Annotated in this window: 25 protein-coding genes; 23 read left to right on the forward strand and 2 right to left on the reverse strand. The window is 44.8% G+C overall.

The features are described 5' to 3' along the window. Positions 1 to 163: 163 nt before the first annotated feature. The 3 genes from R7R24_RS21220 to aceA all read left to right on the forward strand — a co-directional run bounded on the left by R7R24_RS21220 (position 164) and on the right by aceA (position 4,738). Complete coding sequence (locus R7R24_RS21220; protein WP_005383681.1) at positions 164 to 1,069, forward strand: hydrogen peroxide-inducible genes activator; 906 nt, start codon at positions 164 to 166, stop codon at positions 1,067 to 1,069. A gap of 606 nt (positions 1,070 to 1,675) precedes the next feature. After that, positions 1,676 to 3,304 (forward strand): malate synthase A, encoded by a 1,629-nt coding sequence (gene aceB / locus R7R24_RS21225; protein WP_017820561.1) that lies wholly within the window; start codon positions 1,676 to 1,678, stop codon positions 3,302 to 3,304. 120 nt (positions 3,305 to 3,424) lie between these two features. Further along, complete coding sequence (gene aceA / locus R7R24_RS21230) at positions 3,425 to 4,738, forward strand: isocitrate lyase (protein ID WP_005381733.1); 1,314 nt, start codon at positions 3,425 to 3,427, stop codon at positions 4,736 to 4,738. Between the two features lie 123 nt (positions 4,739 to 4,861). Here aceA and R7R24_RS21235 read toward each other — a convergent pair whose 3' ends face one another. Then, the gene (locus tag R7R24_RS21235) at positions 4,862 to 5,311 is read right to left on the reverse strand and encodes a CBS domain-containing protein (RefSeq protein ID WP_017820562.1); all 450 of its coding nucleotides are present in this window, start codon (positions 5,309 to 5,311) and stop codon (positions 4,862 to 4,864) included. Positions 5,312 to 5,623: 312 nt separating this feature from the next. Between R7R24_RS21235 and R7R24_RS21240 the strand changes: the two genes are divergently transcribed. From R7R24_RS21240 to secF, 6 genes are all read left to right on the forward strand, one after another. Further along, the gene (locus R7R24_RS21240) at positions 5,624 to 6,790 is read left to right on the forward strand and encodes a trypsin-like serine protease (RefSeq protein ID WP_053302967.1); all 1,167 of its coding nucleotides are present in this window, start codon (positions 5,624 to 5,626) and stop codon (positions 6,788 to 6,790) included. Positions 6,791 to 7,058: 268 nt separating this feature from the next. Further along, the gene (gene queA, locus R7R24_RS21245; RefSeq protein ID WP_005381728.1) at positions 7,059 to 8,111 is read left to right on the forward strand and encodes a tRNA preQ1(34) S-adenosylmethionine ribosyltransferase-isomerase QueA; all 1,053 of its coding nucleotides are present in this window, start codon (positions 7,059 to 7,061) and stop codon (positions 8,109 to 8,111) included. A 147-nt stretch (positions 8,112 to 8,258) separates the two neighbouring features. Beyond that, positions 8,259 to 9,395 carry a tRNA guanosine(34) transglycosylase Tgt gene (gene tgt / locus R7R24_RS21250; RefSeq protein WP_054575095.1) on the forward strand — a complete coding sequence of 379 codons (1,137 nt, stop codon included), beginning with the start codon at positions 8,259 to 8,261 and terminating at the stop codon, positions 9,393 to 9,395. A gap of 177 nt (positions 9,396 to 9,572) precedes the next feature. After that, positions 9,573 to 9,902: a preprotein translocase subunit YajC gene (gene yajC / locus R7R24_RS21255; RefSeq protein ID WP_005381725.1), complete on the forward strand. Its 330-nt coding sequence runs from the start codon at positions 9,573 to 9,575 to the stop codon at positions 9,900 to 9,902. Positions 9,903 to 9,923: 21 nt separating this feature from the next. Beyond that, positions 9,924 to 11,780 (forward strand): protein translocase subunit SecD, encoded by a 1,857-nt coding sequence (secD, locus tag R7R24_RS21260; protein ID WP_005381724.1) that lies wholly within the window; start codon positions 9,924 to 9,926, stop codon positions 11,778 to 11,780. Between the two features lie 14 nt (positions 11,781 to 11,794). After that, entirely contained in the window at positions 11,795 to 12,742 is a 948-nt protein-coding gene (gene secF / locus R7R24_RS21265; protein ID WP_005383689.1) for a protein translocase subunit SecF, read from the forward strand. Between the two features lie 209 nt (positions 12,743 to 12,951). Here secF and suhB read toward each other — a convergent pair whose 3' ends face one another. Continuing rightward, positions 12,952 to 13,755: an inositol-1-monophosphatase gene (suhB, locus tag R7R24_RS21270; protein ID WP_005381722.1), complete on the reverse strand. Its 804-nt coding sequence runs from the start codon at positions 13,753 to 13,755 to the stop codon at positions 12,952 to 12,954. 231 nt (positions 13,756 to 13,986) lie between these two features. On the opposite strand from suhB, the gene trmJ reads away from it, so the two are divergent. The 14 genes from trmJ to ispG all read left to right on the forward strand — a co-directional run bounded on the left by trmJ (position 13,987) and on the right by ispG (position 26,427). Further along, on the forward strand, positions 13,987 to 14,706 hold the full coding sequence (trmJ, locus tag R7R24_RS21275) for a tRNA (cytosine(32)/uridine(32)-2'-O)-methyltransferase TrmJ (protein ID WP_005383693.1): 720 nt from the start codon (positions 13,987 to 13,989) through the stop codon (positions 14,704 to 14,706). A gap of 125 nt (positions 14,707 to 14,831) precedes the next feature. Continuing rightward, positions 14,832 to 15,338 (forward strand): Fe-S cluster assembly transcriptional regulator IscR, encoded by a 507-nt coding sequence (iscR, locus tag R7R24_RS21280; RefSeq protein ID WP_005381720.1) that lies wholly within the window; start codon positions 14,832 to 14,834, stop codon positions 15,336 to 15,338. A 28-nt stretch (positions 15,339 to 15,366) separates the two neighbouring features. Continuing rightward, positions 15,367 to 16,581, forward strand: a complete 1,215-nt coding sequence (locus R7R24_RS21285; protein WP_005381719.1) for an IscS subfamily cysteine desulfurase — start codon at positions 15,367 to 15,369, stop codon at positions 16,579 to 16,581. A 38-nt stretch (positions 16,582 to 16,619) separates the two neighbouring features. Next, positions 16,620 to 17,003, forward strand: coding sequence for a Fe-S cluster assembly scaffold IscU (gene iscU, locus R7R24_RS21290; protein ID WP_005381718.1), 384 nt, complete (start codon positions 16,620 to 16,622; stop codon positions 17,001 to 17,003). 70 nt (positions 17,004 to 17,073) lie between these two features. Beyond that, positions 17,074 to 17,397: an iron-sulfur cluster assembly protein IscA gene (gene iscA, locus R7R24_RS21295; RefSeq protein ID WP_005381717.1), complete on the forward strand. Its 324-nt coding sequence runs from the start codon at positions 17,074 to 17,076 to the stop codon at positions 17,395 to 17,397. 55 nt (positions 17,398 to 17,452) lie between these two features. Next, a complete protein-coding gene (gene hscB, locus R7R24_RS21300; protein ID WP_054579027.1) occupies positions 17,453 to 17,968 on the forward strand; it encodes a co-chaperone HscB in 516 nt (171 codons plus the stop codon). Positions 17,969 to 17,989: 21 nt separating this feature from the next. Beyond that, the gene (gene hscA / locus R7R24_RS21305; RefSeq protein ID WP_017820567.1) at positions 17,990 to 19,843 is read left to right on the forward strand and encodes a Fe-S protein assembly chaperone HscA; all 1,854 of its coding nucleotides are present in this window, start codon (positions 17,990 to 17,992) and stop codon (positions 19,841 to 19,843) included. A gap of 13 nt (positions 19,844 to 19,856) precedes the next feature. Next, complete coding sequence (gene fdx, locus R7R24_RS21310; RefSeq protein ID WP_005381713.1) at positions 19,857 to 20,195, forward strand: ISC system 2Fe-2S type ferredoxin; 339 nt, start codon at positions 19,857 to 19,859, stop codon at positions 20,193 to 20,195. A 44-nt stretch (positions 20,196 to 20,239) separates the two neighbouring features. Then, entirely contained in the window at positions 20,240 to 20,434 is a 195-nt protein-coding gene (iscX, locus tag R7R24_RS21315) for a Fe-S cluster assembly protein IscX (protein ID WP_005381711.1), read from the forward strand. A 161-nt stretch (positions 20,435 to 20,595) separates the two neighbouring features. After that, on the forward strand, positions 20,596 to 21,894 hold the full coding sequence (gene pepB, locus R7R24_RS21320; RefSeq protein ID WP_005381709.1) for an aminopeptidase PepB: 1,299 nt from the start codon (positions 20,596 to 20,598) through the stop codon (positions 21,892 to 21,894). Between the two features lie 95 nt (positions 21,895 to 21,989). Beyond that, a complete protein-coding gene (gene ndk, locus R7R24_RS21325; protein ID WP_005381702.1) occupies positions 21,990 to 22,415 on the forward strand; it encodes a nucleoside-diphosphate kinase in 426 nt (141 codons plus the stop codon). A 373-nt stretch (positions 22,416 to 22,788) separates the two neighbouring features. After that, on the forward strand, positions 22,789 to 23,916 hold the full coding sequence (locus tag R7R24_RS21330) for a bifunctional tRNA (adenosine(37)-C2)-methyltransferase TrmG/ribosomal RNA large subunit methyltransferase RlmN (protein WP_017633913.1): 1,128 nt from the start codon (positions 22,789 to 22,791) through the stop codon (positions 23,914 to 23,916). Between the two features lie 435 nt (positions 23,917 to 24,351). Beyond that, positions 24,352 to 25,302 (forward strand): cytoskeleton protein RodZ, encoded by a 951-nt coding sequence (gene rodZ / locus R7R24_RS21335; protein WP_005381700.1) that lies wholly within the window; start codon positions 24,352 to 24,354, stop codon positions 25,300 to 25,302. Between the two features lie 6 nt (positions 25,303 to 25,308). Further along, on the forward strand, positions 25,309 to 26,427 hold the full coding sequence (gene ispG, locus R7R24_RS21340) for a flavodoxin-dependent (E)-4-hydroxy-3-methylbut-2-enyl-diphosphate synthase (protein ID WP_005383709.1): 1,119 nt from the start codon (positions 25,309 to 25,311) through the stop codon (positions 26,425 to 26,427). Positions 26,428 to 26,439 lie beyond the last annotated feature (12 nt).

Below are 26,439 nucleotides of genomic sequence, written 5' to 3' on the forward strand. Positions count from 1 at the left end.
GAATTCAGTTGTGTCGGTTTGGTTCGTGTTTGTACGAGACAAACTATAGTACAGATTGTAGTATTGAAAAAAGCGAAATAAATAGATTGAGTTAATCGAAAAAAACGATAATAACAAAACTCTTAACTCGATCACTGGAACGGCGGTAGATACAAATACAATTATGAATAAATGGCCCAGTTTGAAGCAGTTACACTATTTAGTCACACTGCATGAAACAAGACATTTTAGTGACGCTGCAGAGCGTTGTTTTGTCAGTCAGTCGACTTTAAGTAAGGGTATTCAAAACTTAGAGGAATTGATAGGTTGTCCCTTATATGAAAAGAAAGATAAGAAAAGTCCACTGGTTTTTACCCAAACAGGAGAAATGGTAGTAAAGCAGGGGCGAGAGCTGTTAGCAAAAGGGCAAGATTTGGTCGAGCTTGGACGTATGTGCCAAGGCGACGATATGCAAGGCCAGCTAAAAGTAGGATGTATACCAACAATTGCTCCGTTTTTACTGTGTGATTTGGTACAAGAGGTGAACTACCGTTTTCCACAACTGAATCTTTTATTAAGAGAAGACACGACGACAAACTTACTTCAAGCGCTCAGACATGGTGAGCTGGATGTGCTTATTTTAGCGTTACCAGTCGAAATTGATGGGATGGAAAGCCGAGTAGTGGGTAAGGATCCGTTTCGAATGGTTATAAGCGCTAATCAAGCCCAATCGGTCCCTGTGCCGATTCGTTACGCGGATTTACCTGACGAATCCGTCTTTCTACTAGAGAAAGAACATTGCTTAACGGAACATGCGGTATCAGCGTGTAAATTAACAGACAAAGAAAAAATCAATCCGTTTACGGCAACCAGCCTCCATACACTGGTGCAAATGGTTGCGAATGGTTTGGGAACAACGTTCATTCCTCAAATGGCTATCGACCATGGCTTGCTGCATAACCAGAATTTAGTCGTGATCGATCCTCCAGGTAAACAAGCTTATCGCGAAATCGGCTTAGTTTGGCGTCCGAGCTCGTCAAGAACGAAAACATTTAATCAACTTGCAGAAGTCGTTTCAGAGCTGCTTTAGCTATTAGTATTAGCCCTTACTTCTCCATTATTTATCTAAAAGCGCACTGGAAACAGTGCGCTTTCTAGTATTTTATTCTGTTGGTAAACTTTGACTTGTAAAATTTTACAGCTCTTCTTTGATGAAGCTTTCATAAAATAGTGAAATTTCACAATGTTAATTTTACACAAAGCCCTGCATACCTTGTTTGACCCCTGTTTAAATCCATCTCTTCAGCCCTTGTGAATACAAGGTGTTTGTTTACCAGTCTATATTCATACGCTTGTTTGAAATGATAAAACGACTTTAAATTTAATGTAATTTTATTACGTAATAACTTACAAAATAAGGCGCTTGATAGATGGTTTTTACCTTGCGGGATAAAACTTTGAATTTTCTGTTTTGTTTATATTGGGGGTTTCACTAAACCCTTTGTTGATATAGCTTATTTAAAGGCCGATACGACTTATGTCTAGATTGAAAATACACGTAGCATTACGCAATCTATCGGCATGGCTAGACGAGTTGAACACAAAGTTAAAGGATGTAATTTGTTGTTCATAACTTACAAATGTAGCTTTACGCTGACTGCCCAAGATTGATAAAGCACGTTAAGGATGAATGATTATGCTTGCTCAGACAGAACAAAAAACACAACAACTAAAGCAAACCCAAGGCATGCTTGAGGTGAATGGAGTCGTTGCTCCAGAACATCAAGCAATTTTCCCTGTTGAAGCCCAAACCTTTTTATCTCTACTGTGTGAAAAATTTGCCGGACGCGTTGAACAGTTGCTGGAAGCAAGAGAAGAGAAGCAAGCACGTATTGATGCTGGTGAGCTACCAGATTTTCTACCAGAGACACAAGACATCCGTGAAGGAAGTTGGAAGATCCTAGGAATCCCACAAGATCTGCAAGATCGCCGTGTGGAGATTACCGGACCAACTGACCGCAAGATGGTGATTAACGCACTGAATGCGAATGTAAAAGTGTTCATGGCAGACTTCGAAGATTCAATGTCTCCTGCATGGAGTAAAGTGCTGGACGGTCAAATTAACTTGCGCGATGCTGTTAATGGCACCATCAGTTACACCAATCCTGGCAATGGCAAACATTATCAGCTGGAAGATGACCCAGCGGTGTTGATCTGCCGTGTTCGCGGCCTTCATTTAAAAGAAAAACACGTTACGTGGCACGGTCAGATCATTCCAGGTGCGCTATTCGATTTCGCTCTGTATTTCTATAACAACTACAAAGCGTTACTTCAAAAAGGCAGTGGCCCTTATTTCTACCTTCCAAAACTGCAATCGCATCACGAAGCGAAGTGGTGGAGCGAAGTGTTCCATTTCACGGAAGACTACTTCGGTTTGGATACAGGCACCATCAAAGCGACTGTGCTGATTGAAACCTTACCAGCGGTATTCGAAATGGACGAGATTCTGTTCTCGCTTAAAGAACACATCGTTGGTTTGAACTGTGGTCGCTGGGATTACATCTTTAGCTATATCAAAACATTGAAAAAACACTCAGACCGAGTACTGCCAGATCGCCAAGTGGTAACGATGGACAAGCCATTCTTAAACGCTTACTCGCGATTATTGGTACGTACTTGCCATAAACGAGGTGCTTTCGCGATGGGAGGAATGGCCGCATTTATCCCAGCTAAAGACCCGAAAGAGAATCAAAAAGTATTAGACAAGATCCAGACTGACAAATCGTTAGAAGCTAACAACGGCCACGACGGTACTTGGGTGGCTCATCCAGGTTTGGCTGACACTGCTATGGAAGTCTTTAGTGCTGTGCTGGGTGAACGCACCAACCAGTTGGATGTGAGCCGTGCAGAGGATGCGCCTATTACAGCCGCTGAACTGCTTGAGCCTTGTGAAGGCGAGCGCACTGAAGGCGGAATGCGCCACAATATTCGCGTTGCGCTGCAATACATCGAAGCTTGGATTTCTGGCAATGGTTGTGTGCCGATTTACGGACTGATGGAAGACGCAGCAACGGCAGAAATCTCACGCGCCTCTATCTGGCAATGGATTCAACACGGCAAGTCGCTAGACAACGGATTAAAGGTCACTAAAGAGCTGTTCGAGCTCTATCTCAAAGAGGAGATTGAAGTCGTGAAGCAAGAAATTGGCGAGCAGCGCTACCATGCGGGTCGATTTGAAGAAGCAGCAGACTTAATGGCAAGGCTGACGACGAGCGATGAACTGACCAACTTTTTGACAGTTCCTGGTTATGACTACCTGGATTAATAAAGAATAACTGTAACACCAATAACGTGAAGGATTTTCAAGGCAGATAGGGAAGTACTGCCTGAGAACGGAAACTCAACGCACACGCATAAAGTGCAAATTATAAAGAGGGATAGACCAATGACTAACTTAACTCGCCGCCAACAAATTGAAGCTCTGGAAAAAGACTGGGCAACTAACCCACGCTGGAAAAATGTGAAGCGTACTTACACTGCCGAGGAAGTGGTGGAACTGCGTGGCTCTATGGTGCCTGCAAACACAATTGCACAACGTGGTGCAGACAAACTTTGGTCACTGGTCAACGGTAGTGCGAAAAAAGGTTACGTAAACTGTCTTGGTGCGCTAACGGGTGGTCAAGCGGTTCAACAAGCTAAAGCAGGTATTGAAGCGATTTACTTGTCAGGCTGGCAGGTAGCGGCGGATAACAACACCGCCTCGACGATGTATCCAGACCAATCTCTTTACCCAGTAGATTCTGTACCGTCAGTAGTCAAGCGTATCAACAACTCATTCCGTCGTGCAGACCAAATTCAGTGGGCTGCTGGTAAGACGCCTGAAGATGAAGGTGGTATTGATTACTTCCTACCTATCGTAGCGGATGCTGAAGCGGGCTTTGGTGGTGTGCTTAACGCTTACGAACTAATGAAATCGATGATCGAAGCCGGTGCCGCGGGCGTTCACTTTGAAGACCAGTTAGCATCGGTGAAAAAGTGTGGCCATATGGGTGGTAAGGTATTAGTTCCTACGCAAGAAGCGGTACAAAAGCTCGTTGCAGCTCGTTTGGCTGCTGACGTAGCGGGTACAACAACATTAGTTATTGCTCGTACTGATGCGAATGCGGCGGATCTCATTACTTCAGATTGCGACCCATATGATAAAGACTTTATTGAAGGTGAGCGTACTCAAGAAGGTTTCTACCGCGTTCGCGCGGGTATCGACCAAGCTATCTCTCGCGGCCTGGCTTACGCACCATATGCAGACTTGATTTGGTGTGAAACGGCTACGCCATGTTTGGAAGAAGCACGTAAGTTTGCAGAAGCAATTCACGCTGAATACCCAGATCAATTGTTGGCGTACAACTGCTCGCCTTCATTCAACTGGGAGAAAAACCTAGATGCAGAAACTATTGCTAAGTTCCAACAAGAGCTTGCAGACATGGGCTACAAGTACCAATTCATCACGCTAGCAGGCATTCACAACATGTGGTTCAACATGTTTGAACTGGCGCACGCTTACGCTCAAGGTGAAGGTATGCGTCATTATGTTGAGAAAGTTCAGCGTCCTGAATTCCAAGCAGCTGAAAAAGGCTATACGTTTGTTGCGCACCAACAAGAAGTAGGTACAGGTTACTTCGATAGAATGACCAATACTATCCAAGGTGGTAACTCTTCAGTGACAGCATTGACAGGTTCGACCGAAGAAGACCAATTCTAATTGGCAGAGAAACACTTCCTTAATCAGCGTCAGTAATGGCATTTTGAGCGGCAACCCTGCCGCTCTTTTTTCGTTTAACCGGTGTAAAAACGAAACTTACAACAAAGAGAATACGCTTGCGTACTACTCTTCCTGCTCGATTTCTTCAGGTTCCACTTCTTCTTGTAGTTCCAATAAGTTAATCGCAATCGTCACGAAGTCACTATCAGTAATAATGCCGACCAATCGACCTTTGGTGACAACAGGTAGACAGCCAACTTTATGCTTTTGCATATAGATAGCGCTCTCTTTGAGCCCCGCGATAGGCTCTGCCGTCATGATATTGGTGTGCATCATTTCGTAGAGCGGTGTGTCTAAAGTAAAAGATTGTTCAGCCTCATCTGGGTGCAAGCTCGATTCTTGAGCAGCAAGAATGTCGCGTTGAGTCACCAAGCCTTGTAAGTGGTTATTGGCATCAACAACCGGAATGTGTCGAATATCAAGCGCATCCATCATGCTTTTTGCATCACGCAAGGTGTGCGTGCGCAGTAAGGTATGAGGATTACGAGTCATCATGTCTTCAACCTTGATCATAGAGACCTCCAGCGGCATCGTCCTTCTCTTAAATATAGAGAATATTTTTCTGTATATCTGGGAGCTAACTCGTTTTTCATCAATTAAATAGCACAATGCTGATGGGCTGCGTAATCTGTGTTTTATTGGTGTTTTTATTAATTTGAATAAGTCGGTTTGTGTGCGAGTCAGTTGGCATTTTTAGTTGATATTGAATGTGTCCCCAAGGTAATCCAATGAATTGAATCGCACATTTTTATTCGCTGGATTTTCCAAGATTCTTCTCTCGAAGAAGATACGTCCAGGCTTACCAAATTGAAGACAGCAACCTAGATGAAACGAACAACGTGTAACAAACTTATTGCGCTGGCAGTGGCGGCATTCAGTGTGCCATCAACACAGGCGATTGTGTTAGGAGATGAACAAACCGATCCTGTTGACCGCGTTACTTTGCGAGCAAGTAATATGGCAGAGTTTCCGCTGTGTGGGGGAACGATGCTGACAGAGCAATGGGTACTGACTGCGGCGCACTGTGTGGTGATGGGACAAGGAACCAATGAAGCAACCTACTATGTGACCCCGCCGGGTGAGCTGTCGGTGAATGCGAATGTGTATGAACTTAATTCTGCAGGGCTTGATAACTTCTATCCGGTGTCTCACGTTGTGGTTCATCCGGATTACACTCGGATTTCAAAAGCTGAGACCGACAGTAATGGCAACGTGAAACCTATCCAAACCGGTTTAGATTCAGACATCGCGTTGCTGTATCTCACGCGCCCAGTGGCAAACGCGAGCTTTGCTGACCTAGCGAGTAAAGTTGACATGGAGAGTATCGAAGCACGTTTGGTGGCGGATTGGAATGATAATTACCTGACCAATCAACGTGTCGAAAATGTGCAAGTGTTTGGATGGGGGACTACTCAGCCGGATGCTTCTGAACCTTCTAATACGCTCAAAACCACCATTAGCACATTTTTACCCATCGACAAATGTTATGAGCGTTTAGAAATTGGCAGCAGTTTTCCGGGGATCATTGATTCAAGAGACAACCAAACCAAAATTTGTACGCTACCAACACAAAACCATGTATTGGAGCCAGATAGCCATACTCAATATGGCAACTCTGCATGTAAAGGTGACAGTGGTGGCCCGTTGGTCGATGTGGCGACCGGCAAACAAATTGGTATTGTTAGTGGCGGCCCCCTTATTCTACCAACGTGTGGCTCTTTGACGATCCCAAGTTTCTACACCAAGGTGAGCCACTATTACGACTGGGTACAGTCTTACATCACTGCCGATGCGCCACCAAGTCGTTACATCATTGCGCCGAATTTTATCAAAAGTGCTAACAATGAAAGTGGTGACAATAAAGAGTGTCACGATGGCATTGCGACCAATAACTGTGATTTCAAAGGCTCAGATGATGAAGGTGGCAGTCTAGGGTTTTGGTTATTGGGTTTATTCGTGCCGTTATTCTTGTGGCGAAAGCGTGAGGTTTGATAGGGCGATTGGAATGCCAAACTAATAAGCAGCGGTATACGCTGCTTTGCTTTTTTCATGTTCTCTCTTTTGGGCTCAAATTAAAAATAGTGCCAAGTAATCGAGGCTTTTCACGTTTTATTACACTCTTCACCATGGCTTTTACTGCTATATTCTGGTGATTTGCTTGCTATTGCAGCATGTAAACATATACTAGTCTGCTGCGAAAAACTCGTCGCAATTTTATCGTCGCCTAGACGTGATTTGACCAATAGATAAGACAAGTAACATGCAAGTATCAGATTTCCATTTCGACCTTCCAGATGAACTCATCGCTCGCTACCCTCAACCAGAGCGTACCGCTAGCCGACTGCTGCAAATGGACGGCAATACCGGAGAGCTCATTGATGGCACATTTACTGATGTATTGGGCCAAGTGCAACCCGGTGACTTAGTGGTGTTTAATAATACTCGTGTTATTCCTGCTCGTCTTTTTGGCCGCAAGGAATCGGGCGGTAAATTAGAAGTGCTGGTGGAGCGCATGTTGGATGAGAAAAGCATCCTAGCGCACGTTCGTTGCTCTAAATCACCAAAACCAGGTACAACCATTATTGTTGGCGAGAATGATGAATATTCAGCAGAAATGGTTGCACGCCATGATGCTTTATTTGAACTGAAATTTAGTTCTGATAAGACGGTACTAGAAATTCTGGAAGAAATCGGCCATATGCCGCTTCCTCCTTACATCGACCGTCCAGACGAAGATGCAGATAAAGAGCGTTACCAAACGGTATATAATCAAAAGCCAGGTGCGGTTGCGGCACCGACGGCGGGCCTTCACTTTGATGATGTTCTCTTGGAGAAAATCAAAGCGAAAGGTGCAGAGTTTGCTTACGTTACTTTGCACGTTGGGGCGGGTACATTCCAGCCAGTAAAAGTGGAAAATATCAACGATCACCACATGCATGCCGAGTACGTAGAAGTACCACAAGAAGTCGTCGAAGCAATTAAAGCGACGAAAGCGCGTGGCGGACGAATTATTGCTGTTGGTACCACATCTGTGCGTTCACTTGAAAGTGCAGCGCAAGACGCATTGCAAAAAGGGACTGAGCTGGCCCCATTCTTTGGCGATACAGAAATCTTTATTTTCCCTGGTTACGAATATCAGTTGGTGGATTGCTTGATCACAAACTTCCACTTGCCTGAATCAACACTGATCATGTTGGTGAGTGCATTTGCTGGATACGAGAACACCATGAATGCTTACAAACATGCGGTGGAAAACAAATACCGTTTCTTCTCGTATGGCGATTCAATGTTCATCAAGAAGAAAACGGCGTAGTTAAAAATAGATTTACGAGTGCTAGCAGTAAGCTAGGAAATAAAGCATCCATTGCTTTGTCTCTCGCAAGGAAAAGCGACCGCTCCTTAAAGTAGGGTAGAGCCCTAAACACTCAGTCAGACTGTTTCTCTGACACCCGGAGGCATCGTGAAATTAAAATTCGATCTTAAGAAGAAAAACGGCAATGCACGTCGTGGTCAACTGACTTTCGAACGCGGCACTGTTCAAACTCCTGCGTTCATGCCAGTAGGTACTTACGGTACCGTTAAAGGTATGACACCAGAAGAAGTAAAAGGTACTGGTGCAGAAATTCTGCTAGGTAATACGTTCCACCTGTGGCTACGTCCTGGTCAAGAAGTGATGAAAATGCACGGTGACCTGCACGATTTTATGAACTGGCACGGTCCTATTCTTACTGATTCAGGCGGCTTCCAAGTATTCAGCCTTGGTAAGATGCGTACGATCACTGAAGAGGGTGTTCACTTTCGTAACCCAGTAAACGGTGACAAGATTTTCATGGACGCAGAAAAGTCGATGGAAATTCAAAAAGACCTGGGCTCTGACATCGTTATGATTTTTGACGAGTGTACGCCTTACCCAGCGACACACGATGAAGCGAAGAAATCGATGGAAATGTCATTACGCTGGGCACAGCGTTCACGTGACCATTTCGAGAAGCTAGAAAACCCGAACAACCTATTTGGTATTGTTCAAGGTGGTGTTTACGAAGATTTACGTGATGTGTCGGTAAAAGGTCTAACGGAAATCGGTTTTGACGGTTACGCGGTTGGTGGTTTGGCAGTAGGTGAGCCTAAAGAAGACATGCACCGTATTCTTGAGCATACTTGTCCTCAACTTCCTGAAGACAAACCTCGCTACTTGATGGGCGTAGGTAAGCCAGAAGACTTGGTTGAAGGTGTTCGTCGTGGTATCGACATGTTTGACTGTGTAATGCCAACGCGTAACGCACGTAATGGTCACTTATTTGTGACTGGTGGTGTGATCAAGATCCGTAATGCGAAACATAAAACGGATACAACACCATTGGATCCGCATTGTGACTGTTACACTTGTCAAAACTACAGCAAGTCGTACCTTCACCATTTAGAGCGTTGTAATGAAATCTTAGGCGCTCGCTTGAATACAATCCATAACCTGCGTTACTACCAGCGTCTGATGGAAAGCATTCGTAAAGCAATTGATGAAGATCGCTTCGATGAATTTGTTACTGAGTTCTATGATCGTCGTGGCCGTGAAGTGCCACCACTAGCAAAAGAGCAGTAATTGAAAAACTAAAAGAATTAAAGCCTTTGGCATGTCGCCAGAGGCTTTTGCTAATAAAGTAGGCTAACGCACGTTATTTTTGAGAGAGCGATCTCTATTAGTTACTCTCAGACTTGAATCTAAAATGCGAAAGCCCAATTTGTTTGATTATCAATAAAATATAATGAGGATGTTTTAATGTTTATTTCTCAGGCTCACGCAGCAGCAGAAGGCGCGCCAGCAGGCGGTGGTTTTGAAATGCTAATCATGCTTGGCATGTTCGCAGTGATCTTTTACTTCATGATTTACCGCCCACAAGCGAAACGCGTAAAAGAACACAAAAACCTAATGGCTTCTATGGGCAAAGGCGACGAAGTTTTAACTAGCGGTGGCCTAGTGGGTAAAATCACTAAGATTGCTGAAGACAATGACTACATTTCAATTGAGCTTAACGCGAACAATGAAGTAGTAATCAAGAAAGACTTCATCACTGCAGTGCTACCAAAAGGTACGCTTAAGTCTCTATAAAACAGCTAAAGGATCCTCGCTGTGCTAAACCGTTATCCATTATGGAAGTACTTGATGGTGCTTTTTGCCATCATCACCGCTGCGTTATACGCACTTCCAAATATCTACGGTGAAGATCCGGCTATTCAAGTTACAGGGGCGCGTGGCGCCTCTGTAGATATGTCAACGCTGGATGCTGTCACTACCGCTCTTAACAAAGAGCAACTTTCTCATAAATCCATTGCTCTCGAAGATGGATCAATTCTTGTTCGTTTTAACGACACTGACACACAAATCAGTGCTCGTGATGTCATCAGCGAAGCGCTAGGCAAAGACACAATTGTTGCACTTAACCTTGCACCTTCTACACCCGATTGGCTAGAAGCGATTGGCGCGTCACCATTGAAGCTAGGTCTTGACCTTCGCGGTGGTGTTCACTTCTTAATGGAAGTGGATATGGATGCAGCGATGGAAAAGCTTGTTGGTCAACAAGAAGAAGCTTTCCGTAGCGAACTTCGTGACGCCAAGATTCGTTACCGTGCAATCCGCCCTTCTGGAAAAGAAGCGGTAGAAGTGTTGTTGCGTAACGAAGAGCAATTAGCAGAAGCGAAAGCAACGCTAGAAAAGAATCACCCGGACATGATTTTTGTCGATTCTGATTCAAATGGCCGTTACGCTCTTACTGCAACCTTTACTGAGCAACGTTTACAAGAGATCCGTAACTATGCTGTTGAGCAAAACATTACGATTTTACGTAATCGTGTCAACGAACTAGGTGTTGCGGAACCATTGGTTCAACGTCAAGGTGCTAGTCGCATTGTAGTTGAACTGCCTGGTGTTCAAGATACTGCTCGTGCAAAAGAAATTCTCGGAGCTACGGCAACGCTTGAATTCCGTGAAGTTGATGATAAAGCTGACCTATCGGCAGCGGCAAATGGTCGTGCGCCAGCAGGTAGTGAAATCAAGATGGACCGTGATGGTCGCCCAGTTGTGCTTAAGAAGCGCGTTATTCTTGGCGGTCAAAGCATCACAGATGCAAGCTCAAGTGTTGATGAATATGGTCGTCCACAAGTTAACATCTCGCTAGACAGCGAAGGTGGTAATAAGATGTCTGCGTTCTCTAAGAAGAACATTGGTAAGCTAATGGCTACCGTGTTTGCAGAATACAAAGACAGTGGCCGTCGTACGCCTGAAGGCAAAGTTATTCTGGATAAGCATGAAGAAGTCATCAACCAAGCAACGATTCAATCGGCTCTTGGTCGTAACTTCCGTATCACAGGTATCGACTCTGCTGCAGAAGCACACAACCTAGCACTTTTACTACGTGCTGGTGCGCTGATTGCACCTATCTCTATCGTTGAAGAACGTACCATTGGTCCATCAATGGGCCAGCAAAACATCGATATGGGTATCCAAGCATGTATCTGGGGTATGGTTGCCGTAATGCTATTTACGCTGCTTTACTACCGCGGCTTTGGTTTGATTGCAAACATTGCTCTAATGGCAAACTTAGTGCTTATCATTGGTGTTATGTCGATGATTCCAGGCGCTACCATGACGCTTCCAGGGATAGCCGGTATTGTGTTAACAGTCGGTATGGCGGTTGATGCGAACGTACTGATCTTCGAGCGTATCCGTGAAGAAATTCGTGATGGACGTAGTCCACAACAAGCGATTCACCAAGGTTATGCGAATGCATTCAGCACGATTGCTGATGCGAACATCACAACACTAATTACTGCAATCATTCTATTTGCGGTCGGTACAGGTGCGGTGAAAGGTTTCGCAGTTACTCTATCTATCGGTATCTTAACTTCAATGTTCACCGCCATTATTGGTACACGTTGTATCGTGAACCTGATCTACGGTGGCAAACGCGTTGATAAATTGTCGATCTAAGGCTGGGAATTAATATGTTTCAAATTCTAAAAGCAGAGAAGACGATCGGCTTTATGCGTTGGTCGAAAGTAGCATTCGTTTTTTCAATTATAATGATTGCTGCTTCTATCTTCACTTTGTCAACCAAGTGGCTTAATTGGGGTCTAGATTTCACTGGCGGTACGCTTATCGAGGTCGGTTTTGAACAGCCAGCAAACCTTGAAGAGATTCGTGCAGCACTAGATTCAAAAGGCTTTGGCGATGCGACAGTACAAAACTTCGGCAGTGCTCGTGAAGTCATGGTTCGTCTTCGTCCACGTGATGACGTTTCTGGTGAAACGCTAGGTAACCAAATCATTGGTGCTATCAAAGATGGTACTGGCGAAAGCGTAGAAATGCGTCGTATTGAGTTCGTAGGTCCCAACGTTGGTGATGAGCTAACAGAAGCTGGTGGTCTAGCGATCTTGGTATCGCTGATCTGTATCCTGCTTTATGTATCGATGCGATTTGAATGGCGTCTAGCGGCTGGTGCGGTAATGGCATTGGCTCACGATATTATTATCACGCTAGGTGTCTTCTCGTTTCTACAAATTGAAGTTGACCTGACCATCGTAGCTGCGCTACTGACGGTTGTGGGCTACTCACTCAACGATACCATCGTTGTATTTGACCGGATTCGTGAAAACTTCCGTAAGATGCGTAAGGGCGAACCTTCAGACATTATGGACGCCTCAATCACTCAAACGTTGAGCCGTACATTGATTACATCTGGTACGACGTTGTTCGTGGTAATTGCACTGTTCATGCAGGGTGGTGCTATGATTCACGGCTTTGCAACCGCACTTTTACTCGGTATCACTGTAGGTACTTACTCTTCTATCTACGTAGCATCAGCACTGGCTCTAAAACTGGGTATCCAGAAAGAGCACTTGATGCCACCTCAAGTAGAAAAAGAAGGTGCAGAGTTCGACGAAATGCCATAAGGCAGATTGAAAACCGAAAACAAAAACCGCTGAACAATCAGCGGTTTTTTTGTATCTGAATAGAGTAGTGAGCTTGTAGAGCATCTCTGTATGAAGAGCCTTCAGCTACAGCTAAGTCGATACGGAGCAGTAGATACAAAAAAGCCCAGCTCAATGAGCGGGGCTTTCTAAAGTCATCAGCGTGACGGGCTAAATATGACTTTCAAATCTTACTTAAGGATCGCGCTGTTACCGTTTTCGCGGATGTGCTTAAGGATAGATTTTACGCCACGAGCGCTTGAAGCAACGATGTTACCAGACTTCATGTAGTCAGTGCCGCCAGCAAAGTCTGTTAGGATTGCGCCAGCTTCACGAGCAATAAGCTCACCTGCTGCCATATCCCAAGGTTTTAGGCCTAGTTCGAAGTAACCATCAACACGGCCAGCAGCCACGTAACAAAGGTCTAGAGCAGCAGAGCCGCTACGACGGAAATCAGCACACTCAGTGAATAGCGCACCAACGATCTTGATGTAAGACTCAGCGTGTTGTTTCTGCTTGAATGGGAAGCCTGTTGCTAGAACAGTACCTTGAAGGTCTTTTAGTTGAGCAACACGAATACGTGCACTGTTTAGTTGAGCGCCGGCACCGCGTTGTGCAGTGAATAGCTCGTTTTGCATTGGATCGTAAACACAAGCAACTTCAGTTTTGCCCTTAATACGAACAGCGATAGAAACCGCGAAAGTTGGGTAACCTTTTACAAAGTTAGTGGTGCCATCCAGTGGGTCGATGATCCATTGTACGTCTTTATCTTTACCTTCGATAAGACCTTGTTCTTCAGCAACGATACAGTGCTCAGGGTAAGACTGCTTGATAGTATCGATGATGATGTATTCTGCTTCTTTGTCTACGTTAGTGACAAAGTCATTAGTGCCTTTAAGAGTAGATTCTACTTTATCAGTGTTTTCTAATGATTTAGCAATATGATTGCCTGCCTTTCGCGCAGCGCGAATAGCAATGTTTAGCATTGGATGCATACGAATTTCCCAACGGATGTTAAAGAACAAATGAAAGCGGCGGCGAGTATACCAGAGATAATTAAAAAGGGAAGTGGTTATTTTTTGTTCTAAATGCGGCTAGTTGAGTGTACAGAGCATACTGCGGACGAGAACAATAACCAAGAATGAGAAGAGAGGTCTGCTTGCCTCTAGGGTGTCTTAAAAAACTATGATAACATTCTGCGGTTTTAATTTAGGTAGCAAACACAGATGTTGGATCAAGTAAAAATTGTACTCGTAGGTACCTCTCATTCAGGCAATATTGGCTCAGCAGCTCGAGCAATGAAAGTGATGGGTTTAAACCAACTAGTATTAGTCGATCCACAATGTGAAGTGGATGAACAAACTCTTGCTTTAGCTGCGGGTGCTGGTGATATTGCTCAAAATGCAAAGATTGTCGGCACATTAGAAGAAGCGGTTGAAGATTGTGGCCTTGTTGTGGGTTCTAGCGCCCGCTCTCGTACATTAGAATGGCCAATGCTCGAGCCACGTGAATGCGGTGAGAAATTTGCAGTTGAAGGCCGAAAGCATCCGGTTGCGCTCGTGTTTGGCCGAGAAAGAACTGGTTTGACAAACGAAGAGCTACAAAAGTGCCACTACCATGTTTGTATTCCCGCTAATCCTGAGTACAGCTCGCTTAACCTAGCAATGGCTGTACAAACTCTCAGTTACGAAGTGCGAGTTGCACACTTGAACTTAGAGCAAAGCCAGTTTTCCCCAAATGAATCGGAAGAATACCCGCGTCATCGAGAACTCGAAATGTTCTTTGAGCATCTTGAAAAGGTGATGGTTGAGACCCAGTTTATTAACAAAGAGCAACCTGGACAGGTGATGAATAAGTTGCGCCGTTTGTTCTCTCGTGCTCGACCAGAAACCCAAGAACTTAATATTCTACGAGGCGTTTTGACTTCGATAGAAAAGAAGTTCTGAGTAAACAATAACCACTTTAGGTGTAAGGATGAATACCTGAGTAAAATGGTCAAATAAATACTTGACCAAATTACTCAGGTATGGAAAAATCTTAACCATTACAAACCATGTGGATACGGTGTGGTATGAAACTTACATCTAAAGGAAGATATGCGGTGACAGCCATGCTGGATGTGGCACTGCATTCGCAACAAAACCCTGTACCTCTGGCTGATATTTCAGAGCGTCAAGGGATCTCGCTCTCTTACTTAGAGCAGCTATTTTCAAAATTGCGTAAAGCAGGTCTCGTTGCCAGCGTTCGTGGTCCTGGTGGTGGTTACCGACTTGGTGCCGACGCTCACAGTATCGCTATTGGTACCGTGATTGCTGCCGTTGATGAGTCAGTAGATGCAACCAAATGCCAAGGTAAAGGAGATTGCCAAGGTGGAACACGTTGCCTTACTCACACGCTGTGGCGTGACCTAAGCTCTCGCATTAGTGACTTTTTGAATAACATCACTCTTGGTGAGTTGATGACAGACAATGAAGTACTCGAAATTTCTGATCGTCAGGACATTGATCTGGCGGTAACCCATGGGCTATCAAACAAAAATACAACCGCCGCGCCCATCGGTGTAAACGTCCGCTCTTAGCGGTCAGCTTTTTACATTGGAGTAGAGAATGAAACTGCCGATTTATCTTGATTATTCCGCTACATGTCCAGTTGATCCACGTGTTGCTGAAAAAATGGTTCAGTACATGACAATGGATGGCACATTTGGCAACCCAGCGTCACGTTCGCACCGTTACGGCTGGCAGGCAGAAGAAGCGGTCGATACTGCTCGTGAGCAAATTGCTGACCTTCTAAATGCAGATCCTCGCGAAATCGTATTTACATCTGGTGCGACGGAATCAGACAACCTTGCGATTAAAGGTGCAGCGCACTTTTACTCGAAGAAAGGCAAGCACGTAATCACTTGTAAAACAGAGCACAAAGCCGTTCTTGACCCATGTCGTCAACTTGAGCGTGAAGGCTTTGAAGTGACTTACCTTGAGCCAGAATCAAATGGCTTGATCGATCTAGAGAAGCTTAGAGCAGCCATGCGTGATGACACCGTGCTTGTGTCTATTATGCATGTAAATAACGAGATTGGTGTGGTTCAAGACATTACAGCGATCGGCGAACTGTGCCGTGAGCGTAAAATTGTTTTCCACGTGGACGCTGCGCAATCTGCAGGTAAATTACCAATCGACGTTCAAGAGATGAAAGTTGATCTAATTTCACTTTCTGCTCACAAAGTATACGGCCCTAAAGGTATCGGTGCACTTTACGTACGTCGTAAGCCTCGTATTCGTCTTGAAGCGCAAATGCACGGTGGCGGTCATGAGCGTGGTTTCCGCTCTGGTACACTTCCTACTCACCAAATCGTAGGTATGGGTGAAGCATTCCGCATTGCAAAAGAAGACATGCAAAAAGATTACGATCATGCTTTAGCGCTTCGTAACCGTCTTTTTGATGGCGTGAAAGACTTAGAAGCAGTGACGGTAAACGGTGACTTTGAGCAGCGTGTACCACACAACCTAAACATCAGTTTCGCATTCGTAGAAGGTGAATCACTACTAATGTCGCTTAAAGATCTAGCGGTATCTTCTGGTAGTGCTTGTACGTCTGCAAGCCTTGAGCCTTCTTACGTTCTTCGTGCCCTAGGCATGGATGACGAATTGGCTCACAGCTCGGTTCGTTTCTCGTTTGGTCGTTTCACGACTGAAGAAGAAATTGATTACGCAATTGAACAAATCCGCGTTGCAGTGACTAAGCTACGCGACATGTCTCCTCTATGGGATATGTACAAAGAAGGGATTGATTTGAGCACTGTTGAATGGGCTCACCATTAATCTCAGGGATTGAAATAGAGGATTCGAGGTAATTTATCATGGCATACAGCGAAAAAGTAATTGATCACTACGAGAACCCACGTAACGTTGGTTCATTCGATAAAGAAGATCCATCAGTAGGTAGCGGCATGGTTGGCGCTCCTGCGTGTGGTGACGTAATGAAGCTTCAAATCAAAGTGACACCTGAAGGTATCATCGAAGATGCGAAGTTCAAAACATACGGTTGTGGTAGTGCAATCGCATCAAGCTCACTAGTAACTGAGTGGGTAAAAGGTAAGTCAGTTGATGAAGCGGCAGCAATTAAAAACTCTGAGATTGCTGAAGAGCTAGAGCTTCCACCAGTGAAAGTTCACTGTTCTATTCTTGCTGAAGATGCAATCAAAGCAGCGGTTGCTGACTACAAGAAAAAACACCAAGAATAATTATTCCGTAATATAATGGGAGCTTTGACGCTCCCATTCCAATCGAAATTTAGACAGACTAAGGTGCAGTATGGCCATCACAATGACAGAATCAGCGGCAAGTCGCGTAAGAGCATTCCTAGATAACCGAGGCAAAGGTATCGGTTTACGTCTTGGAGTGAAGACGACTGGCTGTTCCGGCATGGCATACGTACTTGAGTTTGTTGATGAGCTCAATGAAGAAGACGAAGTATTTGAACTCTCTGGAGTGAAAATTATCATCGATCAAAAGAGCTTAGTGTACCTAGATGGTACTGAATTGGATTACGTGAAAGAAGGGTTGAATGAAGGTTTTGAATTCAACAACCCTAACGCGAAAAGTGAATGTGGTTGTGGTGAAAGCTTCAACGTCTAATTGATTGTCCTTCTGGGCAAACGAGTCCGGAAGGCTTTACTAGGACCCGAACTTAATGAATCACTTTGAATTATTTGGGCTACCAAGTCAGTTTACGCTGGATGGTAGCCTTCTTTCTTCTCAGTTCCGAGAACTACAAAAACGCTTCCACCCGGATAACTTTGCAACGGGCTCAGAACGTGACCGTTTGATGGCGGTGCAAAAGGCGGCGCAAATCAACGATGCCTATCAAGTTCTGAAAAATCCTATTTCTCGCGCCGAGTATATCCTCGCAGAGCAAGGTGTTGAGATCCGAGGTGAACAGCAAACAATGCAAGATCCGATGTTCTTAATGGAGCAAATGGAACTGCGCGAAGAACTGGAAGAGATTGCTGACAAGTCCGATCCTGAATCGGCGCTTTTTGACTTCGACTCTAAGGTCAGCAAAATGTACAAACAGCATCTGGCAAGCGTCGAGCAAGAGCTTGATGATGGTCTATGGGCTGAAGCCGCAGACCGAGTTCGTAAGCTAAAATTCATTGCCAAACTAAAGAACGAAATTGAGCTAGTCGAAGACAAACTCCTCGGCTAGTAAGCGTGACAAGGACCTATCATGGCACTACTTCAAATCGCAGAACCGGGCCAAAGCTCGGCACCTCATGAGCATAAGTTAGCAGCGGGTATCGACTTAGGTACTACCAACTCTTTGGTTGCTTCTGTACGTAGCGGCGATGCAACTCCACTTGCGGACGAGCAGGGCCGTACTATTTTACCTTCAGTCGTTAATTACGCTGAGGAAACGTTAACGGTCGGCCACGAAGCCAAAGCCAAAGCAGAGTTTGAACCAGAGAACACGATTATCTCTGTAAAACGTTTGATCGGTCGTTCATTAAAGGACATTCAGTCCCGTTACTCTTCACTTCCTTATCGTTTTAAAGAGAGTGAAAACGGCCTGCCAATTTTGCAAACACCTCAAGGTGACAAAAACCCGATTGAAGTATCTGCGGACATCCTAAAAGTATTGGGTAAGCGAGCTGAAGATACGTTAGGTGGTGAGTTAGCAGGTGTCGTTATTACCGTTCCTGCTTACTTTGATGACGCGCAACGTGCAGGTACAAAAGATGCGGCGAAATTAGCTGGTCTTCATGTTCTCCGTCTACTTAACGAACCAACCGCTGCGGCAATTGCTTATGGCCTAGACTCAGGTCAAGAAGGTGTGATTGCGGTTTACGATCTAGGTGGCGGTACTTTTGATATCTCTATCCTACGTTTATCGAAAGGCGTATTTGAAGTATTAGCAACAGGTGGCGACTCTGCATTAGGCGGTGACGACTTCGACCATTTATTTGCCGATTATTTAATGGAGCAAGCGGGTCTAGAAGCGCCGCTTTCTGCAGAAAAGAACCGTACACTGTTGAACATTGCTACTGAAGCTAAGATTGCTTTCTCTGAGCAAGACAGTGTTGACGTTGACGTTTTTGGTTGGAAAGGCACCGTGACTCGCGAGCAGTTCGAAGATCTGATTCGTCCGCTAGTGAAGAAAACACTGATGTCTTGTCGTCGCGCATTAAAAGATGCGGATGTCGACGCAGATGAAGTACTCGAGGTCGTCATGGTTGGTGGCTCAACCCGTACATTGCTGGTTCGTGAAATGGTAGGCGAGTTTTTTGGTCGCACACCCCTGACAAGCATTAACCCTGATGAAGTTGTTGCAATCGGCGCGGGTATCCAAGCAGACATTCTCGCGGGTAACAAGCCTGACTCTGAAATGTTGCTTCTTGATGTGATTCCACTGTCGCTCGGTATTGAAACCATGGGTGGTTTGGTCGAGAAGATCATCCCCCGCAACACTACGATTCCCGTTGCGCGTGCGCAAGAATTTACCACATTCAAAGATGGCCAAACGGCGATGAGTGTTCATGTGGTACAAGGTGAACGTGAAATGGTTGATGACTGTCGTTCACTTGCTCGCTTCTCGTTAAAAGGTATTCCTCCGATGGCAGCGGGTGCGGCACATATTCGCGTGACTTACCAAGTTGACGCTGATGGCCTTCTTTCTGTTACGGCAATGGAGAAGAGCACTGGTGTTCAATCAGAGATTCAAGTAAAACCTTCTTACGGCTTAAGTGACAATGAAGTGGCGGATATGTTGCGTGATTCAATGACGCACGCAAAAGAAGACATGCAAGCTCGTGCCTTAGCTGAGCAGCGTGTTGAAGCCGACCGAGTGATAGAAGGTTTGATTGCAGCGATGCAAGCTGATGGTGATGACTTACTATCAGAACAAGAGAAACAAAACTTGATTAAAGCCATCGAAGCCTTGATTGAGCTGCGTAATGGTGATGATGCAGATGCGATAGAGCAAGGCATTAAAGATACCGATAAAGCGAGCCAAGATTTCGCATCACGCCGTATGGATAAATCGATTCGAGCTGCGTTGTCAGGTCAATCAGTAGACGATATATAAGAGATAAGTAGTTATGCCTAAGATTATTGTATTACCACACGACGATTTGTGCCCAGAAGGTGCAGTGTTGGAAGCAAACTCTGGTGACACCGTTCTAGACGTAGCGCTAAAAAACGGTATCGGTATTGAACATGCGTGTGAGAAGTCATGTGCGTGTACTACCTGCCACGTAATCATCCGTGAAGGTTTTGATTCACTAGAAGAAAGTGAAGAACTAGAAGACGACATGCTAGATAAAGCGTGGGGTCTAGAGCCTGAGTCACGCCTAGGGTGTCAGGCGAGAATTGCTGATGAAGACTTGGTGGTAGAAATTCCTAAATACACACTAAACCACGCTTCAGAAGATCACTAAAACTATCTTCCCAATATAGGGAAGAAGCAAAAGGAAGATGAGCAATGAAATGGACAGATTCTCGCGATATCGCGATTGAACTTTGTGACAAGTTTCCAGATGTCGATCCAAAAACAGTGCGTTTTACCGATCTTCATCAATGGATCATGGAGTTAGATGAGTTTGACGATGAGCCAAACCGTTCTAATGAAAAGATTCTAGAAGCCGTTATCATGTGCTGGATGGACGAAGCGGACTAAGTCTGTAAAACACAGCCTAGTTAACAATTCTTACTAAAAAAAGCGGACCTTTAGGTCCGTTTTTTTATCCAATTGACATTTTTGCCCTACATAATGCTAACATCCGTGAGTTATTAAAAAGAAGCAGCGTAGGCAACGCTGCTATAAGACAAGGAGAAACCATGTCTACACAGATGTCTGTATTTTTAAGTCAAGAGTCGGCAGCACCACATTGGGGTGAAAAAGCACTGCTTTCATTCGCTGAAAACGGCGCAACTATTCACTTAGGTGAAGGTCATGATCTCGGCGCAATTCAACGTGCAGCTCGTCAGCTAGATGGCCAAGGAATTCGTTCTATTTTTCTTTCTGGTGATAACTGGGATCTAGAGAGCGTATGGGCTTTCCACCAAGGGTTCCGTAACCCTAAAAAACATGGCTCAGTTGAGTGGGCAGCATTGTCTGATGAAGATCAAGCAGAGCTTCAAGCTCGTATTACTTCGACTGATTTTACCCGCGATATTATCAACAAAACGGCAGAAGAAGTTGCTCCTCGTCAGCTAGCGACAATGGCTGCTGAATTCATTAAATCTGTTGCGCCGAAAGGCACTGTGACAGCACGTATCGTCAAAGACAAAGACTTGTTGGCAGAAGGTTGGGAAGGTATTTACGCAGTAGGCCGTGGTTCTGAGCGTACTTCTGCGATGCTTCAGTTAGACTACAACCCAACTGGTGACGAAAACGCACCTGTATTCGCATGTCTTGTGGGTAAAGGCATCACCTTTGATTCCGGTGGTTACAGCTTGAAGCCTTCTACCTTCATGAGTGCAATGAAAGCAGATATGGGTGGCTCGGGTACTATCACTGGTGGCCTAGGATTAGCTATCTTGCGCGGTTTAAACAAGCGCGTAAAACTGATCTTGTGTTGTGCTGAGAACATGGTTTCTGGCCGTGCCCTTAAGCTTGGCGACATCATCACTTACAAAAACGGCAAAACCGTTGAGATTATGAATACCGACGCGGAAGGTCGCTTGGTGCTTGCAGACGGTCTTATCTACGCCAGTGAGCAAAAGCCTGAGTTAATTATTGACTGCGCGACGCTAACAGGCGCAGCGAAGAATGCGTTAGGTAACGATTACCATGCGCTAATGAGCTTTGATGATGAGCTATCGCATCAAGCCCTCACGGCGGCAAACCAGGAAAAAGAAGGCTTGTGGCCGCTACCACTTGCTGATTTCCATCGAGAAATGTTGCCATCTAATTTTGCCGATTTATCGAATATCAGCTCTGGTGATTATTCTCCAGGTGCAAGTACTGCTGCTGCATTCTTGTCTTACTTCGTTGAGGACTACAAGAAAGGCTGGTTACATTTCGACTGTGCGGGTACGTATCGTAAAGCCGCTTCTGATAAATGGGCTGCGGGAGCAACGGGGATGGGTGTTCGTACACTTGCTCGTTTCCTCAATGAGCAAGCTGGAAAATAAGATTGATTGCAGCACTCTCTTGTTTGAGTGCTGCTCTTACCCAGTAAGTCACTTTAAAAGCACAACTATTATTACAAGTACAGAAAGGAAATTTTATGGCTCTAGAAAGAACATTTTCAATCATTAAGCCTGATGCTGTAGAGCGAAACCTAATTGGTGAAATCTACAATCGTATTGAAAAGGCTGGCCTACGTATCATCGCTGCCAAAATGGTTCACCTGACAGAAGATCAGGCAAGCGGCTTTTATGCAGAGCATGAAGGTAAAGAGTTTTTCCCTCCTCTAAAAGAGTTCATGACATCTGGTCCTATTATGGTTCAGGTATTGGAAGGCGAAAATGCGATTGCACGTTACCGCGAGCTAATGGGTAAAACCAACCCAGAGGACGCGGCATGTGGCACTTTGCGTGCTGATTACGCACTCAGCATGCGTCACAATTCAGTTCATGGTTCAGATAGCCCTGAGTCTGCCGCTCGTGAAATTGAGTTTTTCTTCCCTGAATCAGAAGTTTTCTCTCGCTAACTCGTTCATGCATCACTTTTGCGTGATGATCTAGTTCGTAATAACCTCGGATTTGTCCGAGGTTTTTTATTCCGCGTTCTCCATTTCCCCGGCGAGTTCATTCGTAATTATTCGCGAAGACGTTGGCTAATTTGAGCATCTTACAGGGGGGAAAGCTTAGTTAAGTGTGTTTGTTCTCACTGTTTTCTCTGTATCACTTCTACGCTTTTGCTGTCGGTTGTCTAATCATTATTCTCACCGTAAAGTCTGATTAAAATTTAAACGTTTTTATTTTAATGCCTTAGCAAACTCAGGGTCTTACACCCCTTGTTGTAGCTGAATAAAGGCTGTACAATTCGCGCCCTTATTCTTGTTTCAGTCATTGAGAGGCAACATGACCACTGAAAAAATCAATCTACTCGACTTTGATCGCAAAGGCATGCGTCAGTTTTTCGCGGAAGAACTTGGCGAGAAAGCGTTTCGTGCCGATCAGGTTATGAAGTGGATCTACCATTTCGGTGTAGATGACTTCGAAAAAATGACAAACATCAACAAGAAGCTGCGCGAAAAGCTTTTACACAAGTGTGAAATTAAAGCACCAACTGTAGCAGAAGCTCAGCATTCTTCAGACGGCACGATCAAGTGGGCAATGAAGGTTGGTGATCAGGATGTAGAAACGGTTTACATTCCAGAAGATGATCGCGCAACGCTTTGTGTATCTTCTCAAGTAGGTTGTGCATTGGAATGTAAGTTCTGCTCAACAGCACAGCAGGGCTTTAACCGTAACTTGAAAGTTTCAGAGATCATCGGTCAGGTGTGGCGTGCTGCACGTGAAATTGGTCTTGAGAAAGAAACAGGCCGTCGCCCAATTACGAACGTCGTGATGATGGGCATGGGTGAGCCGCTTCTTAATATGAAGAACTTGATTCCTGCATTGGAGTTAATGTTGGATGACCTTGGCTTTGGTTTGTCGAAGCGTCGCGTAACCGTATCAACATCAGGTGTGGTTTCTGGTCTTGATCAGATGACGGGCAAAATCGACGTTGCGTTGGCGATCTCTCTTCATGCGCCAAACGATAAGCTGCGTAGTGAAATCATGCCAATTAACGATCGTTGGGATATTCAAGATTTCCTAGCATCCGTTCGTCGTTACATTGCTTCATCGAATGCAAACCGTGGCAAGGTAACAGTCGAGTACGTGTTGCTTGATCATGTGAACGATGACATGGACCATGCTCGTGAACTGGCTGAGCTGATGAAAGACACACCATGTAAGATTAACTTGATTCCGTTTAACCCGTACCCAGGTTCACCTTACAAGAAACCAAGTAACTCACGTATTGATCGCTTCCAAAAAACATTGATGCAATACGAGCACACAGTTACGGTTCGTAAAACACGTGGTGATGACATTGATGCCGCATGTGGTCAGTTGGTCGGTGATGTAATTGACCGAACTAAACGTACGGCAATGCTGAAAGCGTCACGCGGTGCCGATACCATTGAAGTGAAAGCTGTATAAACGACCGGAATTCAAAAATAGCCAGAGCCATTCGCTCTGGCTATTTTGTTTATTGTTTAGGACATTTTCGCCAAGATTTGGGACTATCACTCTTCAACCTAAGGTTATTTGGGTATAATTTCGAATTCCTTTGTCAAAGTTTGGACAAAAGCTTGAGCTATCTGTTAGTTTGAGTGTAAAGAGTTTTTGTCTTCGTTGCGCATTCGCTTATCATGATATGTAACACTAACGATGACACCGATAATTCTCAGCACTTTCTCACATACGTTTTGCTGATTTTTGCAAAACGGGTATTCGCACTCAGATCGCTGAGAGTTTCTTAAAATTATTATTTTTGGTTAACGCGTTTAGGCTAGCTATCTTTAAAGCGGCTTAAGAACAATAACGAAAATACATGACCACGTTAGCCACTAAAACAGATTAAATACCGCCATTATGACAGAACACGAAAATACGAATGAAGTGCCACTCTCTATTGAAGCTGGCACATTACTGAAAAACAAACGTGAATCCTTGGGAATGAGCCAAAAGCAAGTTGCCGATCGCCTGAGGCTTCGCATTTCTGTGATTGAAGATATTGAAAATAACCGATTTGAATCTCAACAAGTCGCGACATTTACGCGTGGTTACTTACGCTCTTACGCTAAATTCGTAGGTCTTGATGAGAAGGTGGTTTTGACGGCGTTAGAGCAGACTGCAGATGCTCAGCCTCAAGAGCAAGAAATTGAAATGCAAAGCTTCTCTCGTAAAACAAAAGACGAGAAGCACAATAGCCGTATTATGCTCCTTACTTGGGTTATCGGGCTGGTCATTATTGGCATCTCAGCGGCATGGTGGTGGCAAAACCAACAAGAGAATAGCCTAACTAAGGAAGTAACGGATTCAAGTGTTGAAGCGCCGCAGCCCACTGCTCAAGAATTAGCTGATATCGATTTGATGACGGCTGAAGAGTTAATCGCAAGCACTCCTGAAGAAGTTGCTTCAACTAATGAAGGCGTTGCTGAATCGACTGAAGCATCCGTAGAGCAAGGGGCGGATCCTTTGCTGACTGAAACTGAAAATACAACAAGCGTAGATTCTGAAGAACCTGTTGCCGTGATTGAAGCGGCGGAAGAGGAACAGCCTGCGCCAGTAGTACCTGAAGGCATGACACTTCTTACTATGAAGTTTAAAGCGGACTGTTGGATTCAAGTAAAAGACACCAATGGTAAAACGCTGGTAAGTGGTACTCATAAGCCAGGACAAGATGTAGAACTTACCGGAAAAGCGCCATTTAAAGTGATATTAGGCGCACCGGAAGGGGTTACAATGACATTTGCAAGTGAACCTGTCGACCTTTCTGGGTATACTTCAGGCAAAGTAGCTAGATTCACTCTACCGTTATAAAAAATTATGCAACACGAATCTCCAATTATTCGTCGTAAATCGACGCGTATTTATGTGGGTGATGTGCCAATTGGTGATGGTGCGCCAATTGCAGTACAGTCAATGACTAACACTCGCACGACTGACGTAGAAGCGACAGTCGCTCAAATCCGAGCACTAGAAAAAGTCGGCGCAGATATCGTTCGAGTTTCTGTGCCTACGATGGACGCAGCAGAAGCTTTCAAACTGATTAAACAGCAAGTTTCTGTACCATTAGTGGCTGATATTCATTTCGACTATCGTATCGCGCTGAAAGTTGCGGAGTACGGAGTTGACTGTTTACGTATCAACCCAGGTAACATCGGCAATGAAGAGCGCATTCGCGCTGTTGTTGATTGCGCTCGCGATAAAAATATCCCGATCCGTATTGGTGTCAATGGTGGATCTTTGGAAAAAGATCTACAGATGAAATACGGTGAGCCTACGCCAGAAGCCTTGGTTGAATCGGCGATGCGTCACGTAGATCATCTCGATCGTCTTAACTTTGACCAATTTAAAGTTAGCGTGAAAGCTTCAGACGTTTTTCTTGCGGTGGATTCATATCGTCTGCTGGCGAAGAAAATCGATCAGCCTCTTCATTTAGGTATCACAGAGGCGGGTGGTGCTCGAGCTGGCGCTGTTAAGTCATCTGTTGGCTTAGGTATGCTGTTATCTGAAGGAATAGGCGATACGCTGCGTATCTCTTTGGCTGCCGATCCAGTTGAAGAAATCAAAGTCGGTTTCGACATCCTTAAATCTCTGCGCATTCGCTCTCGAGGCATCAACTTTATTGCGTGCCCAAGCTGCTCACGCCAAGAATTCGATGTGATTGGTACGGTGAATGCACTGGAGCAACGTTTAGAAGACATCATCACTCCAATGGATGTGTCTATCATCGGTTGTGTGGTAAACGGCCCTGGTGAAGCAGAAGTTTCTCACTTAGGTCTAGCAGGTAGTAACAAGAAGAGCGCATTCTACGAAGATGGTAAACGCCAGAAAGAGCGCTTTAATAACGATGACCTTGTGAATAAGCTAGAAGCTAAGATCCGTGCGAAAGCAGCTATGATGAATGGCGAAAACCGCATCGAAGTTAAAGTACAAGATTAATCTCAACGAGAA

Source organism: Vibrio sp. 704, from assembly GCF_033339295.1.

Coding starts and splice junctions, on each gene's coding strand:
- queA (WP_005381728.1), top strand. CDS start 7,059: ATGCAAGTATCAGATTTCCATTTCGACCTTCCAGATGAACTCATCGCT.
- iscA (WP_005381717.1), top strand. CDS start 17,074: ATGGCCATCACAATGACAGAATCAGCGGCAAGTCGCGTAAGAGCATTC.
- pepB (WP_005381709.1), top strand. CDS start 20,596: ATGTCTACACAGATGTCTGTATTTTTAAGTCAAGAGTCGGCAGCACCA.
- R7R24_RS21240 (WP_053302967.1), top strand. CDS start 5,624: ATGAAACGAACAACGTGTAACAAACTTATTGCGCTGGCAGTGGCGGCA.
- rodZ (WP_005381700.1), top strand. CDS start 24,352: ATGACAGAACACGAAAATACGAATGAAGTGCCACTCTCTATTGAAGCT.
- ndk (WP_005381702.1), top strand. CDS start 21,990: ATGGCTCTAGAAAGAACATTTTCAATCATTAAGCCTGATGCTGTAGAG.
- suhB (WP_005381722.1), bottom strand. CDS start 13,755: ATGCATCCAATGCTAAACATTGCTATTCGCGCTGCGCGAAAGGCAGGC.
- ispG (WP_005383709.1), top strand. CDS start 25,309: ATGCAACACGAATCTCCAATTATTCGTCGTAAATCGACGCGTATTTAT.
- secF (WP_005383689.1), top strand. CDS start 11,795: ATGTTTCAAATTCTAAAAGCAGAGAAGACGATCGGCTTTATGCGTTGG.
- trmJ (WP_005383693.1), top strand. CDS start 13,987: ATGTTGGATCAAGTAAAAATTGTACTCGTAGGTACCTCTCATTCAGGC.
- R7R24_RS21235 (WP_017820562.1), bottom strand. CDS start 5,311: ATGATCAAGGTTGAAGACATGATGACTCGTAATCCTCATACCTTACTG.
- aceB (WP_017820561.1), top strand. CDS start 1,676: ATGCTTGCTCAGACAGAACAAAAAACACAACAACTAAAGCAAACCCAA.
- iscU (WP_005381718.1), top strand. CDS start 16,620: ATGGCATACAGCGAAAAAGTAATTGATCACTACGAGAACCCACGTAAC.
- aceA (WP_005381733.1), top strand. CDS start 3,425: ATGACTAACTTAACTCGCCGCCAACAAATTGAAGCTCTGGAAAAAGAC.
- hscA (WP_017820567.1), top strand. CDS start 17,990: ATGGCACTACTTCAAATCGCAGAACCGGGCCAAAGCTCGGCACCTCAT.
- hscB (WP_054579027.1), top strand. CDS start 17,453: ATGAATCACTTTGAATTATTTGGGCTACCAAGTCAGTTTACGCTGGAT.
- iscX (WP_005381711.1), top strand. CDS start 20,240: ATGAAATGGACAGATTCTCGCGATATCGCGATTGAACTTTGTGACAAG.
- fdx (WP_005381713.1), top strand. CDS start 19,857: ATGCCTAAGATTATTGTATTACCACACGACGATTTGTGCCCAGAAGGT.
- R7R24_RS21285 (WP_005381719.1), top strand. CDS start 15,367: ATGAAACTGCCGATTTATCTTGATTATTCCGCTACATGTCCAGTTGAT.
- R7R24_RS21220 (WP_005383681.1), top strand. CDS start 164: ATGAATAAATGGCCCAGTTTGAAGCAGTTACACTATTTAGTCACACTG.
- yajC (WP_005381725.1), top strand. CDS start 9,573: ATGTTTATTTCTCAGGCTCACGCAGCAGCAGAAGGCGCGCCAGCAGGC.
- R7R24_RS21330 (WP_017633913.1), top strand. CDS start 22,789: ATGACCACTGAAAAAATCAATCTACTCGACTTTGATCGCAAAGGCATG.
- iscR (WP_005381720.1), top strand. CDS start 14,832: ATGAAACTTACATCTAAAGGAAGATATGCGGTGACAGCCATGCTGGAT.